This window comes from Streptomyces sp. NBRC 110611 (assembly GCF_001590865.1).
In the GTDB taxonomy this organism is placed as follows: Bacteria; Actinomycetota; Actinomycetes; order Streptomycetales; family Streptomycetaceae; genus Streptomyces.
The window spans coordinates 49543-63109 of sequence record NZ_BBUY01000022.1 but is presented as its reverse complement, the minus strand read 5'-3'; the positions used below and the strand labels follow the sequence as shown (position 1 = coordinate 63109).

Below are 13567 nucleotides of genomic sequence, written 5' to 3'. Positions count from 1 at the left end.
TCGGCGGCCCGGCTACAACGGGGTGGCTGGCTGCGTGCAAGATGGCACGCAGTGTGACGAGGGCAGCGCCGAGACGGTGGTGCCCACCACAGCTACCCGAGCGGCCAACCCCACCGTAGTGAACGCCGGCGGCCAGAGCTGTTGCCGGTGTGGGTGGCCGCGTCCTCGTCCGTCTACCGCTCGGCGGTATATGTCACGGCAGTACGCAGCGGCCGGAGGCACGGATCGGCCCGCGCCGCGAGCTGCACAGTGAGTCCGGCAGCACCGCCACCGGTCTGGCCGGAAGCCTGCAAGGGCGCATTCGGGACGGTGGCGTACGCCGTGACAACGCCACGCCGCCCGCGTACACGTGGCGAGCACGGTGATCAGGGCGGGGATGCAGCCGGCCCGCGACCTGGTCGTAGGGAACCGCTTCGCGCACTTCCGGGTCCGACCAGCCGCCCGAGAGCAGTTGCCCGATAGCTGGGCGGTGCCGATCACCACCAGCAAAGCCAGGCACAGGGTGCTGCACACAGCGAACACTCCGGCGACCCCGGTCAGCAGCCACGTCGCTGCCCGCGGATGAAGATGCCGTCCGGCCGCGTGATCGGCCAGGCCGTCAAGCGCAGGACCAGCGGCAGGAAGACGCAGACCCCCTGGCTTCAGACTCCACCCTCCACAGACGCCTCGGCCAGCAGGCCGCGCAACAGCTGGGCGGGTCGGTCACCACCGTGGTGTAGGCGAGATCTCTACCGAGACGTTCCTGAACCCAGGTCGCAGTGAACCGAGCGTCGGACCTGGCAGAGTGACCGCTCGGGTGCCCTGCACGCCGCTTCTCGACGATGGCCGAACCCTGCCCCTCTGACGGCGCATCAAAAGTGACCCACTTGGTGATCTTCATCTGATTCTGGCCTTGACGCTCAAGGTCGGGAGGAAATGTGATCCTCGTGGAGGACTGGGCAGAGATCCGCCGGTTGCACCGGGCGGAGCAGATGCCGTCCGCCGGACCGTAGACCACTGGAACGTCCCCCATAACGTCGGCTTCCAGCCCCGACTGGGTCAGCCACCCCAAACCGTCATTTGCAACAGCCCATGGGCCCTGGGGCGACCGCCACGGCCCATCTGCCGAGCTGCCTTGACACTCCGGCCGCAGCGGCAGCCCGCGGCTGACGTCCGGTGGCATCGCTCATGAAGCACGGTTACGCCCTCAGTCAATGCATCAAGGTGCTCGCTCCCGATGGCAGTACCGCGGCGTCGGCAAGCCGGGACATCGGGCGAGCAGGCTGCCCTGCTGGTGAAGTCTTTCGCCGAGACCATCGATGCGGCCGGGCAGATCGCGACGTTGCTGTCGAAGGTGTCATTGGTTCCTCCGGCAGGACTCGAACCTGCGGCCAAGCACTTAGAAGGCGCCTGCGCTATCCACTGAGCTACGGGGGCTGACCTGCGAAAACGCAGTCTCCCAGCACTCGCCCCACGGAGCTTGTGGGACGTATGTGGGATCAGTAGATCCCACAGGATCCGTGGGACGCGAGCGCCCCGGGCGGGCCGTACGTAGGGTCTCACACAATCTTCACGGATCAGCAGCCCCTCGCGGAAACAATTCTGCACCCGCCCGACGTTCCTGCTCTTCGAGTCGAGGAGGGGAAGGTGTCGGGCCTGAAGCTGTTCAACACGAAAGGCGGCGTGACCGAGGTCACGCCGCGCCTTGCCGACGTCGAGGCGGATGTGCAGGACCTCATCGAGGCGCACATGGAGACGATGCTGGGAGTGCGGTTCCTGGCGAGCGAGTACGTCATCGACTGCGCCGATGGCGGGCGGATCGACTCGCTCGGGATCGACGAGAACAACGCACCGGTCATTGTGGAATTCAAACGCGGCACCGACGCAGGCGTGATTCACCAGGGCCTCTACTACATGTCGTGGCTCATGGCCCACAAGGACGCCTTCCGGAACCTGGTCCGCGACCGGCTCGGTGCCCCGGCCGCGTCCCAGATCCTGTGGAGCGCACCCAGGCTGATCTGCGTCGCCGGCGACTTCACCCGCTACGACGCGCACGCCGTACGCGAGCACCGCCGCAGCATCGACCTGGTGCGCTACCGGTACTTCGGCAACGAGCACATCGGCCTTGAGACCGTGGCCTCGGTCACCGGGCAGTCGGCCGTAACGAGGCGGACTCGCCGGCGCGCGGCCGCGCTGCCCTCGGCCCGAAGGCAGGGCGGGGCGATGTCGGAGCTGGCCGAGGCGGTCGACGAGGTGCTGCTGGGTCTGGGGGACGGCGTCACCCGGGTCCAGCGCAAGCAGTACGCGGCCTACCAGCGGCTGCGGAACTTCGCCTGCGTCTGCCCGCCGCAGCAGACCAAGCTCCTCGTCTACCTCAAGGCCGACCCGAAGGAGGTCGACCTCATTCCCGGCTTCACCCGGGACATGACGGGGCTCGGCCACCACGGCACCGGCGACCTGGAGGTGCAGCTGCGTACGGAGTGGAACCTGGAGCGCGCCCAGGACCTGTTCCGCCTCAGCTACGCTGCGGCGTGAAAGGTTAACGGCCTGGCCATGTGCGTTTTGCGCTCGGATTGTGGTCGTGTTGATGATGCCTTTCGACGTACGGGCAGGTAATGGCGGTGGACCATCAATAATGCGGAGGATCGCCGGTTTGACCAACCGGCGATCCCGCGCTACAAAGCCCCGCTTTGAATGGCCCGGCATCTCCTCGGGGAGCTGCGAAGATGTGGTGCAGATCTGGCTCGGATCCCCCTGCGACAAGCGCTGATGTGGTGCCGCGACGTCCAGCCACGGGGTGAAGGTCACGATCTGGCGATTCAGATGCTTTCGACGTAGGCGATGTGCGCGCGAAGGTCCTCTTCGATCCCTGCCTGCTCTCCGGAGCGTGGCAGCTCCCAGTGTGTTTCGTCGCCGATCTCCATGGCCCCTTCGCTGCTGAACCGGATTAGGTCAGGCGAGGGGATGAAGTCGTCGCGTAGCCATTGGGCGAAAGGTGCCGCTTCACCGGGGGTGACAAGCTTCAGGGTGATGCAGCCGCATTCCTCGATGGGGATGGTGGCAGTGCCCCGAACTCCGACACCCTCGGCGACGAGTACCTCGAACGACAGGAAGTTTCCCTCCCGGAACGGAGTGGGAAGCGTCTGGATCAAGGCGCCCGGGAATCGCTCCTTGAGCGCTTCCTCGAGCCCTTCGAACGTCATGTGCCACGAGTCCGCATCATCAACCGGAGGGTAGAAGAAGAGCGTTGCGCGGTTCTCATCGTCGGTCATGGAAGTCCCTGTCTCAGGGTTCGTAGCGTGTGGTGCCCTGCACGCCGGTCATAGCCATCATGCTCTGCCAGTATGCGGAGCCCTCCTTGTCGTTCGTGATGATCTCAAGCCCCTTGATCTGGGAGTTGCGCGGGTCTGACATGGCCGCCCGGTAGCGGAACAGTTCGGCGGCGTCGCTTGGGTACATCGCATCCCGACGCGGGTCGAACTTCGGCTTCCCGTTCGGGTTGAGCTTGACTGGGGTTCCTAGCGTTTTGTCCACTTCGCTGAGCCGCCGGTAGGTGTTGTTGCAGCCAGGGTCTCGAACGTATTTGGCCTCTACCGCGTAGCCGTCTGCCGGTCGCAAGCCATCGACCATGAGGCCCTTCCCGGACGGGCCAATGGCTCCGGGGGGAAGCGGAACTTCTCGTTCTGGGTAGCCGGCTACCCGCATCTGGTACGCGTTCTCCGGTTTGGTGGCGTTGCCGCCACCGGCGAATCCCTCCGCTGGCAGGGAGTTCCGCCAGGTCCGGAAGGCCGCCTGCTCGGCCGGGGATAGCAGGTTGGGATGGGTCGGCGGTATCGGGTCGCTGTGTGGGAGGCCCGGATCTATTCGCTGCCCCATGAGCACCATCGTCGGCGTCGCCGAGGCGAGCATGATCGGGACCGGTACCCTGACGCCCCCACCCGGCATCAGGGGTGGGCGAGGCGCGGTGTCTCCACCGGGCAGTCGTATCCGTGCTTGCGAGGAGTCCAGGCTGTGCGCGATGTCACCGAGCTGGCGGATTCGGGGATCTCCGAGGACTGCTTCGTGGAGGCCGCCGTCGAAGCCGTTGCCGCCGAACATGGGTTGTTCCCACGGCAGGTCAAGCCGGAAGACGTCGGCTTTGTGAGCATCGATGGCGGATAGGGCGGTTTCGATGTGATCCGCGTAGTTTTCGCAGGCGTTGGCCAGCTGTCTACACGCGGCCACGAGGTTGGCCATGAGCGGCTCGTCAGCCTGTGCCTGCGTGGGAGCATGGCTTGTTCCGATGTTCCGCTTGAAGTAGTCCTGGAACGCGTCGGCGGCTTCGCCCACGTGATGCTGCCGGGTGGTTGAGGCGCATATCTGTGCGTCCTGGTAGAGCCGTTCCAGGAGCTTTCCGGCATGCCGCCATGATCCGGAGACGTCGCGCGCCTTCTGAGCGGATCCGCGGTAGCGGTCGCCACCGCCCGGCATGTACTGGTCGTACCAGGCGGTGTCGCCGACGACTTCGGGCAACTCCCTGCCCAGCCCGATGAACCTGGCCGAACAGTCCGCTGCGGGATTGCCCAGGTTGGCCGACAGATCCTCTTGCTTGCCCAGTAGTTCGGCGCTCACCTGGCTCTCGGTGCTCATGTATTCCCGGGCGGTCTGCATGATGCCTCTGCCCGTCCCTCCCATGAGGTCGGAGCCGAAGCCGATCTTGTCGAGCGTGGCGGCCGCGGCAGGTTTGTAGACCGCCGCGAACGCGCGGCCGGCGTCATCGTCGCCTGCCATCCCGTGCTGCTGGTCGAGTTCGCTCGCCAGGGCGATGGCAGTGTCCCGGACGCCGCGCATGACGTCCATCATCGTCATCGATGCCTGGATCATCTGGCCGGTGTTGAATTCGAAGCCGCTCAATGTCGCCCCCCCGGTTGGCAGCACGGCAACCGGCATCCGTTCTACCGCACAGTGATCACTGGCTGATGGACAGGGGTTGGGAACCGGACAACGAAGGGAAGCACCTGGCCGGGAGGGACGCTGGCCGCGGGTGGCGTGGATGCTGGTGCCCTCGATGGTGGCGGTGACGGCGCTGGTGTGGTCGTGATGCTGGTCGAGACGGATGTGGGAGTTCGTGCCGGGGTGGGGCATGGGTTCTCGCTTCGCCGTTCCCGCCGGCATGCTGCCGACCGGAACAAGCAGCCTCATCGGAAGGATCGGGCTGCGGGCGGGGCGGTTCGGGGTGGCGGTCCAGCCCGGGGGAGCACCGATGCGCGCGGTGTACGTGTGGCTGTCGATGGAGGGGTGGCGGTGGCGCATTGCCAGCGGGTGCGCAGTGCGGTGAGGCCGGCTAGGGCGCGGCGGCTGCCGGTGATCAGCTGGTGGGGGGTGTTGGCCGGGTCCTCGGTGTAGGCGGTGATCCGGGTGGCGACGGTGTGGGCATGGGCGAGCAGGGCTCGTTGGAGGATCTTCTCGCCCCAGTGCTCGGGGGAGCCGACGGGGGTGGAGATGAGTGCCATCAGGTCGCTGGGGGTGAGGCCGTCGGCGAGGAGGCCACGGTGCTGGGCCTCCCACAGCACGGTGACCGGATCGACGGGGTCACCGCGGTGGACGAGCGAGGTCAGGCACTGCCACAGCGCGGCATGCTGCGGCAGCGTGAAGTCCTCGGGCATCAGCCACCGCATGTCCCTCAGCTCTGCGGGGTGCGCTGTCGCGGTCGCGAGCAGCAGCCGTTCCTCGTCCAGGGCCTCCTCGCCACTGTCCCCTGCGGGCGCCTCGCGCAGGACCCTGCGGGGCAGCGAGCCGGGGTGCGGCGCGAACTGACCGGAAAGGTCCTCCAGGAACTGTCCGAGCGTGTCGGCCTGGGCGAGGACGGTGGCGGCTGGGTTGGGCAGGGTGGCGTCGGTTGCGGTCTGGGCCAGGCGCTCAGCATGCATGCCCAGCATGCGGCGGGCGTGGTCGGATCGGATCATCCGCGCGTACGTCACCGCGTGTTGGGGCCACGGGCATGCCTCGATGAGGGTGTGGAGGTAGGAGGCGGCAAGGCCAGGGGCTTCGGGGCGTGCGGCATCGAGGACGGTGTTCAGCCAGGTCGGGTCGGTGCGGTGGGTCTCGGGGGCGGGTGGCGGCACGGTGCGCATGGCCGCGAAGAGCATGGCGTGGGCGTGGCTGCTGAAGTGGTCGGCCTCAAGGCCGCCGAGGTCGGCGAGCCGGTGGGGGGCAAGGAACAGCGCGCCGAGCAGGGCCTGCTCGGCGTGGTGCACGGCTTGGGGAGGTGGCAGGTCGTCCAGGTCGTCGTCTTCGTACGGGTCGGTGGTGTGGGGCATCAGGCGGCCAGGGCGAAGTCGTCGGGGTCGAGGGGAACGCGCAGGTGCGGGGCGAGGAGATGCCCAGCGAGCAACGGGGGGACGGCGTTGCCGATCTGGGAGAACTGCTGCCCCTTGTTGCCGGCCCAGGGGTAGTCGGCCGGGAAGGTCTGCAACATGCCCGCCTCCTGGGCGGTGATCCGGATCGGCTCTGGCACCGTCGGGGACGCCGCGTCCTTGGGGTACGCGGCGGCGGGCTCGGCGACCCATGTGCATTCGTTCGCGCGGTGCCCGAAGAACAGCGTCCCTGCCGGCTCGTCGGCACGGCGGACGGTGGCGTTGGCCTGGTTGTTGCTCCGCAGCGACCACGCCCAGCGGTGCGCCTCGTTAGTGAACGTAGGCGCCGGGCGGTCGGCAGGCCGGTTGTCACCGGTGCCCCACCCAGCCTTTTCGCGGTGGGCGTGCAGGACGCCCCTGTCGGGCCTTGGTGTCCAGGTACCGCGGTCGCGGGCGTCGGAGAGCGTCTTGCGGGAGCCAGACGGGAAGGGTTCGGCGCCGCCGCCGGGTCCGCCTCCAGCGCAGACGGTGGGGACGGGCCGGTCGGTGGCGCCCCAGCCGAGGGCCTGCGCCATGCTCACCCACCGGGCGCGGCCCGGCCCGAACAGCGTCTCGGGCTCGGCGACTTCGGCATGTGTGGGCTGCGGCGGCACGGCGGTGCGCGTACGGGAAGCCAGCAAAATCGCCCGCCGCCGGGTCTGCGGTACTCCATAGTCGGCGGCATTCAAGATTCCGGCCCACACGGAGAAACCCCAGCCACGCAGGACCGCCGCGTACTGACGCCACAGCGGCAGCACGTCCGGTACCTCCTCCATGGCTACCCATTCCGGCTGGCCGACTGCATGGAGGGCGTGCAGGTAGCGCATCGGCTCCGCCGCGAGCAAGGAGCGCTCGTCGCGGCATGAGGTCAGCAATCTGGCGCGGGTGTCCAGGCCCTGGGCGAGGTCGGCGACGGCCTGGTGGACCAGTGGCTGGTCGATGAGCCCGAGGCGTTTGCCGGCCCTCGACCACGCCTGACAGGGGGGTGAAGCGATAAGACCTGTGGTCTTGCCCACAAACGGCCAGGCCGGATACAAGGCGACATCGGTTCGGATCGTCAACTGGCCTGCCGCAGTGCGGGTTTTGCAGGCCCACTCGTCCCATTCCAGGCCCACGTCCCGAAATCCCAGCATGGTCAGAGCGAAACTCCAGCCGCCGGGGCCGCTGAAGAGGTCAAGGATCACGACACCAGCCCGAAGTCTTGCTGTGTGCGAGCTGCTTCGGCGCCACGGCATGCCCAGGGTGAGCAACCGTCAATGACGCCCTGCTCCAGCTCGTCGGTATTCGGGGAGTCGGTGCCGATTTCCTGCTGGAGAGCCGCCCATTCGGCAGCGGTGACGTGATCGATCGGAGCCTGGTCGAGGGGTACGCGGGAGCGGTGAAGAAAAGCCTCTCCGAGTAGCCGGTTGCCGGTGGCGTTGGCACGGGCGTTGCCCTTGCGGATCGCTGCGTCGAAGGCCACCACGTCTGCCCACTCCGACGGCGAGTTATCCCTGATGTGGCGCCACTGAGCGTTTCCGTGAAATGGGCAACCGAGGCAGCTTGATTTCGGGGTGTCGGCCAGCCCGAGAGACGTCAGGTAACGGACGCAGTCGGCTCGTGACCAGCTCATATCTATCAAAGGGTGGCGGTTGCGCATGTACTTGACGTCGGCGTCCTTGGCCCGGTGAAATTCGTCGGTCGAGATTCCAACCCACTGCTCGACGAACATCCCCTTGGGGACACGCGCGGGATATGGATAGCCAAGCAGTTCCCGGACCTTCTTTTTGATCGGCTTAATTTTATATTCGCCCGTGCATTGCCTCCGGGTCATCCCCGGCTTGCCATCCTGATTAAGGATGTAGAGAGGCATTGAGGCGAATCTATGCTGTGGGTCGAGGGCATCTTTGCGAATGTTCCCGGAGGAGACGCGGAGAACAGGTATGCCTGCTGGTTCGGCTATTTCTCGCTCTAGGCGGTTGAGGTGTGAGTAAACGGACCTCGGTTCCCATCCCGTGTCGGCAAAGATGGCATAGTCGACCTTGGGGAGTATGCCCTGGGCTGAAAGTGCAAGCATGGCGCTGGATTGAATTCCGGCACCGAGAGAAATGCATCGAAATTCTGGGGTTGCGGAAATGGCGGGTCCTTGCGATGAGCGGGGTTGGCCGGGAGTAGAAGGCAGTTCAGCGCCGTGCAGGGCCGGTGCTGGGCACGGTGTTGGCGTGACGTCGGCGAACTCGCCGTTGAAAGGGGCGCGTGGGGCTGGCCGGGATGAACCCGTGAGCCGATCCGGGGCCTACCTTGCGCCGGCTATGTGGCGTGGCGAGGGAGACGGTTTCGTCCGAGGCGGACGTCTATCGCGGACGTCGGCGCACGGGTGTGGCGGTCACTGCCGCGGGGGGCGTCGGTGTTGTGGCGAACCGGTGGCCCCGTGACGTCGGGGGGAGTGGGGGCTGCGCGGTGGTGATGCCGACGGAGGTTGTTACGGTCAGTCCGTCGACTAGGAGGTGGCTATCGGCGTGCACGACGGCGGTGTCACGCTCGCGCGCCGCCATGTCCGTGGGCAGGGCATAGGTGCTCTGGCCATCGGCGGTGGCGGTGAGATGGAAGCCGTAGCGGCTCAGGATTTCGGCCGCTGCTTGGTTGGCGGTGGTGGCGGTGACCGCCTGTTCGGAATAGGTGAGGCGCACGTCGGGCACTGGGGCCTGACCTGCTGTGGTGGACGTGGCAGTGCTGGTCAGGTCGACGACGTTGTGGGTGTGCTGCAGCATTGCGGTGAAGGCGGCGGCGACGGCGGCCTGGGTCTGCTGCGGGCCGGTGCCCGGGGGCTGGGTGTAGAGGGTGCGGCCCTGCTGTGTGTGGAGTTCGAAGCCGTGCGCGCGGAGCACATCGACGGCGTGGGGCAGGTCGGGGTTGACGATGACGAAGACGGTGCCGTCGTCGGCCGAGCCGAAGAAGGCATCGGCGGTGTCCATGAGTGCCATGAGGTCCAGTGATGTCGGTCAGTGATGGGACGTCCGCGGTGGCGCGTTGCGGGGTTGCGCCGGACCGGTGTGTCTACGGGGTGCGGTCGCTGCCGGGGGTGTGGCTGTGCGTTGCTTGTCGGGGTGGTGGATGGTCGATGCGCTTCGTAGACGGGCCTGGTGAGTGGCGAAAGCCGGGCTGGTGTGGTCGAGGCCGTCGGCGAGTTGCTAGGTGGCCGTCTTGGCGGTCTCCAGCGAGTTGAAGACACCGTTCGGCAAGTGGCGCCAGTGGGCGTTGTGCTGGGCCCATTCGGTGATCTCGGCTGCGATGCGCCGTTGTCGGGCGAGCTGACCGAGGATGGCTTGCTGCTCGTCATTCGGTAGAGCCGATGACGACGTCGGCATGGTCGATGCAGGCCAATAGCGCCCCAGAGATGAGGGGTTGGGTGAGAGGCGGCGGGTGGTGCCGGCGGTCGCCGGCGCTCTGGCGTCGCCTTCGGTGCGCCAGAGCGCCGGCACCTGGCTTATGCCGCTCGGCCGAAGTCGGCCTGCTTCGGGTGGCCTTGGCGATCGCCGGTGGCGGTGATGCCGTCGAGCCGTGCTGTGAAGCGGCCGATAGCTTGTTAGCGTCGGCCCTTGAGCGGCCCGTCGTCAGCGTGTCCTCGGGGCAGCGCGCTCCTCGCTGGGCTGGGACACGCGGCTTTGACTGCTGTGGGTGCTGGTGTCGGGGTGGTTGAGTGCGTGCCGGTGGCTCCGGGGGCGGCCAAGGCACGGTCGATGAGCTGCTGGTCTTCACGCCGTTCGGCGGTGGAGGCCAGACGACGGGAGAGCCGTTGCGTCAGCCTTCGGTATGTCGTCGCCGCGAAATCCAGTTCTTCAACGGCGCCTCGCAGGTTTTGGCGGCTCGTCTCCGGGGTCTCGTCTGCGTCCTCGTACAGCAGGACTTCCGTGCGGCTGTGGATAGCCAGGGTGCACAGGGTGGCGGCGAGTGACACCTGGGCGGATGCCTCGGCGAGTTCGGCGAGGTTCTCGGGGCCGTCCTTCATGGCGGTGTACTGGCTGGTCGACAGAACGGCGAGCTGCTGCGTGCACTGGTTCGCCAGCTCCTGCGCGCGGACGGCGATCGGAGCCAGTTCGCGCACGGGTTTGGAAATCTCGCCGCCTCGGACCCTTTCCACCTCCTCGCGTAGGGACTCCAGCGCGGGTGCCACCTGACCGAGGAGGCGTGTCTGCTCGGTCAGGTTGATGATCTGCAATCCGAACTCCATACGAGAGAAGGGGGGAGGGCCGGCATGTCCGGCGGACAGGCGGGGCGAGGAGGAGAAGAACTACGCGGCGGGGCCGTAGTCGTCCTGCTGGGGCGTGTGCTTGGCGACGGCACGGGCAGTGATCGCCTTCGAGGCACGGGCTGAGGCCGCGGACAGCTCGTCGGCGCCCGGTTCGAGGTACCACGGGCGGAGGTCGAGCATGGCGGCGCGCATGCCGGTGGCGAAGCAGAGCGCGGTGCCCTTGGGGAGGGCGCGGATCGCGTCGGCGGGCAGGATGCGCTCCTGTCGCATCGACACGGAGGTGCTCTTGCCGGACTCGGAGGTGGAGGTGGAGGTGGTCTCGACGTCGTGGTCGCCGATCAGCCGGGAGAGCTTGTCGGCGAAGTCAGGGTCGTCGATACCGGATCCGATGACCTTGATGGTGGAGGCGGACCACATGGCGTCCATGCCGGTGTCCCCCCACACCTTCTGTCCCTGGCGGTAGGACTGCAGGATGGTGATCGGGATGATGCCGCGGCTGCCGAGGTGGGAGTAGAGGTCCGGCAGGTCTGAGATTTTGCAGACGTTGGCGGCCTCGTCGAGGATCGCGAGCATCGGCGGATCGAGACGTCCGCCGGCACGTTCGGCCTGGGCGGTCGCGGCTCGCATGACCGAGTCGGCGCAGGCGGCGATGAGCGCCGAGGCGCCGCCTCCGCCGTCCTTCGAGAGCAGGTACAGCGTGTCCGTGCTGGTGACGAACTGGCTCGGCTTGAACTCCGGCACGTCCTTCTGCGGGGTCACCCACTTGGCGATCTCGGCGTTGAGGAGGGCGGCGGCGTACTGCCGGGCGGTTTCGTAGATGCCGTCGCGTGTTTCCGGCGGGCCCTCCACGGTGCCCTTGAGCTGGGCGGCGACGGCGGTGAAGCCGTGATCCCTCAGGATGTCGAGCGGGGTGCGGTCGGCGGGGAACGCCAGCCAGGCCATGACGTCGGTGATCGGCCGCTCGTCCAGGGCAGCGGCCAGGAACAACTGCGACAATATGTTGGAGCCGGCCTTGGACCAGAAGTCGCCCTGCTGGCTCGCGTCCACGGACGCGGCGAGGAAGTGTCCGGCCAACCGCCCAGCTCCATCGAGGGTCTTGGCGTCGGTCAACGGGTTCCACCACATGGCGCGTTCGGCGTGGGCGATCTGCTGCGGGTCCATCTCCCACGTCCGGCCGACGGCCGCACGCGCTTCGATCGTCGCCGTGTATGCGTCGCCCGCGGCCTTGTTGGAGGTCAGCAGGACCGGGCCGGGCGCGTTGAGGATGGAGGGGATCGCCAGCGACGTGGTCTTTCCGGATCGCGGCGCCATGATCGCGACAGCGACGTCCTCGTACCCCATACGTACCTCGGACTTGGCGCCCTGAAGGTTGCCGAGGAGGATGCCGGTGTCCTTTGCGTCGATGTGCTTGATGGTCTTCAGACTTGGGCGCAGGGAGCGGGCTTTAGCGGTGATGGCCTTGGACATCAGCGGCTCGATGTCCTTGTGCTTGGCCATCCCGGCGATGCGCTTCTTGCGCCCGGCGCTGCCGGCTTTGTGCCGCTTCCACAGCACGGCGGCGGTGACGCCGAGCGCGATCAGTACGGCGCAGGGCAGGAGGCGCGTGCCGATCAGGAGGGAAGTTTCGCCCAGGTCGGGCCACAGCTGGTCGGGGTGCAGTACGGCTCGTACGGGCTGGTAGGGGGCGTGAGGCCCGGAGTCGGTGGCCCAGGCGGTGAGGTTGCCGCCGAGCCAGGCAAGGTTGGACAGGGGGACGGCGACGGCGATGGCTCCAAGAAGGATCTTGAAGGCTATGTCGTAGCCATCGGTGTTCGTGCTGGCGGAGGGTTGGGGCAAGAGGGCGGTTCCATGTACGGGGCGGGCAGGACAGGGGCGCGCTCGCGGGTCAGCGGGTGCGGCGCCGCTTCGGCAGGCGAGGTGGGCCCGCGGCTGGGGATTGCGTGCTGGTGCGCGGATGCCGTGCGGCGAGATCCGCGACGCGTCGCTCCAGCGCGAAGGCCACGGTGTCGGCGGGCAGTTGCTCGGTACGGACGTGCAGGCGCTGGCGAGTACGCGGTGGCAGGCGGAAGGGATCGCGGACCAGCGGGGCGGGATCGGCGAGGGCCCGGGTGAAGGCGGTGACCAGGTGGTCGGGTGTGTTGCCGTCGAAGTGTGCCTGCCAGAGCTGGTTCTCTGGGTCTTTGTTGAGGGCGGCTGTGATGAACCAGCTGTTGCTGCCGTGATCGGTGAAGTGCTCGACTTCGGCGATGCGGTCGGGCGAGACGCGGGTGTTGGGTGACCAGCTCCATCCGGCGTGCCGCAGGGGTTCCAAGGGGCTGGTGGCTGCCGTCGGCGGTGTGGCGGGTGCGGTGAGGGCGTCGGTGACGGCGGCGATGAGTTCCACCGGGGTGCGTGCGCCGAAACTCGCCCACCAGGCAGGGCTGCCGGGGGTGGCAGCATGATGCAGGCGCCACCACTGGTCATCCGGGGTGGGCTCCAGGCGTAGGTGGGCCTGCTGGTCGGGGCTGGTGAGGATGACGCGGGGCATCAGCGGGTCGTGCCCGTAGCTCCATCCGCAGGCTTGGTGGAGAGGGACGGTGACCCAGGCGGGATCGCCGCCGTCGGCGAGATGGCGGGGGCAGACGAGCGTCTGCTCGACGGTGTCGGGACCTGGGACATCGTCACGACCTGCGCACCGATGTGGTTCGGCTGGGTGCCGGGACCGCTGTCATGGCTGGCGGCGGGGCCAGGGGCGAGGGGGTGTGCAGTGCGGCGGTGTTGATGTCGCTGAGAACATGGCCGTGCGTGGCCCAGTTGTCGAGGTAGCTCCAGCATTCGGCGTGGTGCTCGGCCAGGGCGCTGTCGAAGGCCGGAGTGCCGGGCCGGGCCTCGGCGGGGAGACTGTCGCGTGTGTGCAGCCATGCCTCGTGCAGGGCGTCGAGGCGGTCGAGTGCGGCGTGCAGGACGCCGAGTTGATAGCCCCAGTTGCTCTGTACTGCGTGGG

Annotated in this window: 12 protein-coding genes, 1 tRNA gene and 1 pseudogene; 1 reads left to right on the top strand and 13 read right to left on the bottom strand. The window is 67.6% G+C overall.

Features of this window, described 5'->3' with window-relative positions; translation table 11 throughout:
- Positions 1 to 12: 12 nt before the first annotated feature.
- Positions 13 to 620: pseudogene (locus tag AZE13_RS38555) on the bottom strand (hypothetical protein).
- Positions 621 to 1340: 720 nt separating this feature from the next.
- Positions 1341 to 1415 (bottom strand) — tRNA-Arg (locus AZE13_RS29480).
- Between the two features lie 211 nt (positions 1416 to 1626).
- On the opposite strand from AZE13_RS29480, the gene AZE13_RS29475 reads away from it, so the two are divergent.
- On the top strand, positions 1627 to 2514 hold the full coding sequence (locus AZE13_RS29475) for an endonuclease NucS domain-containing protein (protein ID WP_066938652.1): 888 nt from the start codon (positions 1627 to 1629) through the stop codon (positions 2512 to 2514).
- A gap of 284 nt (positions 2515 to 2798) precedes the next feature.
- On the opposite strand, the gene AZE13_RS29470 is transcribed toward AZE13_RS29475, so the two are convergent.
- The 11 genes from AZE13_RS29470 to AZE13_RS34675 form a co-directional block, all read right to left on the bottom strand.
- A complete protein-coding gene (locus AZE13_RS29470) occupies positions 2799 to 3251 on the bottom strand; it encodes a hypothetical protein (RefSeq protein ID WP_066938649.1) in 453 nt (150 codons plus the stop codon).
- Between the two features lie 13 nt (positions 3252 to 3264).
- Positions 3265 to 5160, bottom strand: coding sequence for a restriction endonuclease fold toxin-2 domain-containing protein (locus AZE13_RS29465; RefSeq protein WP_258528069.1), 1896 nt, complete (start codon positions 5158 to 5160; stop codon positions 3265 to 3267).
- Complete coding sequence (locus AZE13_RS29460; protein ID WP_066938644.1) at positions 5157 to 6278, bottom strand: DnaB-like helicase N-terminal domain-containing protein; 1122 nt, start codon at positions 6276 to 6278, stop codon at positions 5157 to 5159. Before AZE13_RS29460 ends, AZE13_RS29465 begins: the two co-directional genes overlap by 4 nt.
- On the bottom strand, positions 6278 to 7588 hold the full coding sequence (locus AZE13_RS29455) for a DNA cytosine methyltransferase (RefSeq protein ID WP_066938642.1): 1311 nt from the start codon (positions 7586 to 7588) through the stop codon (positions 6278 to 6280). The genes AZE13_RS29460 and AZE13_RS29455 overlap by 1 nt, the downstream gene beginning before the upstream one ends.
- A complete protein-coding gene (locus AZE13_RS29450) occupies positions 7534 to 8409 on the bottom strand; it encodes a hypothetical protein (RefSeq protein WP_079124502.1) in 876 nt (291 codons plus the stop codon). Before AZE13_RS29450 ends, AZE13_RS29455 begins: the two co-directional genes overlap by 55 nt.
- Before the next feature lie 277 nt (positions 8410 to 8686).
- Positions 8687 to 9316, bottom strand: a complete 630-nt coding sequence (locus AZE13_RS29445) for a hypothetical protein (protein ID WP_066938638.1) — start codon at positions 9314 to 9316, stop codon at positions 8687 to 8689.
- Positions 9317 to 9523: 207 nt separating this feature from the next.
- On the bottom strand, positions 9524 to 9700 hold the full coding sequence (locus AZE13_RS37225) for a hypothetical protein (RefSeq protein WP_181690488.1): 177 nt from the start codon (positions 9698 to 9700) through the stop codon (positions 9524 to 9526).
- A gap of 218 nt (positions 9701 to 9918) precedes the next feature.
- Positions 9919 to 10551: a hypothetical protein gene (locus AZE13_RS37220; protein ID WP_181690487.1), complete on the bottom strand. Its 633-nt coding sequence runs from the start codon at positions 10549 to 10551 to the stop codon at positions 9919 to 9921.
- A gap of 72 nt (positions 10552 to 10623) precedes the next feature.
- Positions 10624 to 12420, bottom strand: coding sequence for a type IV secretory system conjugative DNA transfer family protein (locus AZE13_RS29435; RefSeq protein WP_066938635.1), 1797 nt, complete (start codon positions 12418 to 12420; stop codon positions 10624 to 10626).
- A gap of 49 nt (positions 12421 to 12469) precedes the next feature.
- Complete coding sequence (locus AZE13_RS29430) at positions 12470 to 13111, bottom strand: DUF317 domain-containing protein (RefSeq protein ID WP_258528068.1); 642 nt, start codon at positions 13109 to 13111, stop codon at positions 12470 to 12472.
- 133 nt (positions 13112 to 13244) lie between these two features.
- Positions 13245 to 13567: hypothetical protein (locus tag AZE13_RS34675; protein ID WP_079124510.1), on the bottom strand; the 323-nt coding region annotated here is incomplete at its 5' end.

Excerpts from the sequence above, each read along its gene's own strand:
- AZE13_RS29470 (WP_066938649.1), bottom strand. The coding sequence starts at position 3,251 with ATGACCGACGATGAGAACCGCGCAACGCTCTTCTTCTACCCTCCGGTT.
- AZE13_RS29465 (WP_258528069.1), bottom strand. The coding sequence starts at position 5,160 with ATGAGGCTGCTTGTTCCGGTCGGCAGCATGCCGGCGGGAACGGCGAAG.
- AZE13_RS29460 (WP_066938644.1), bottom strand. The coding sequence starts at position 6,278 with ATGCCCCACACCACCGACCCGTACGAAGACGACGACCTGGACGACCTG.
- AZE13_RS29455 (WP_066938642.1), bottom strand. The coding sequence starts at position 7,588 with ATGCCGTGGCGCCGAAGCAGCTCGCACACAGCAAGACTTCGGGCTGGT.
- AZE13_RS29450 (WP_079124502.1), bottom strand. The coding sequence starts at position 8,409 with ATGCTTGCACTTTCAGCCCAGGGCATACTCCCCAAGGTCGACTATGCC.
- AZE13_RS29445 (WP_066938638.1), bottom strand. The coding sequence starts at position 9,316 with ATGGCACTCATGGACACCGCCGATGCCTTCTTCGGCTCGGCCGACGAC.
- AZE13_RS37225 (WP_181690488.1), bottom strand. The coding sequence starts at position 9,700 with ATGCCGACGTCGTCATCGGCTCTACCGAATGACGAGCAGCAAGCCATC.
- AZE13_RS29430 (WP_258528068.1), bottom strand. The coding sequence starts at position 13,111 with ATGCCCCGCGTCATCCTCACCAGCCCCGACCAGCAGGCCCACCTACGC.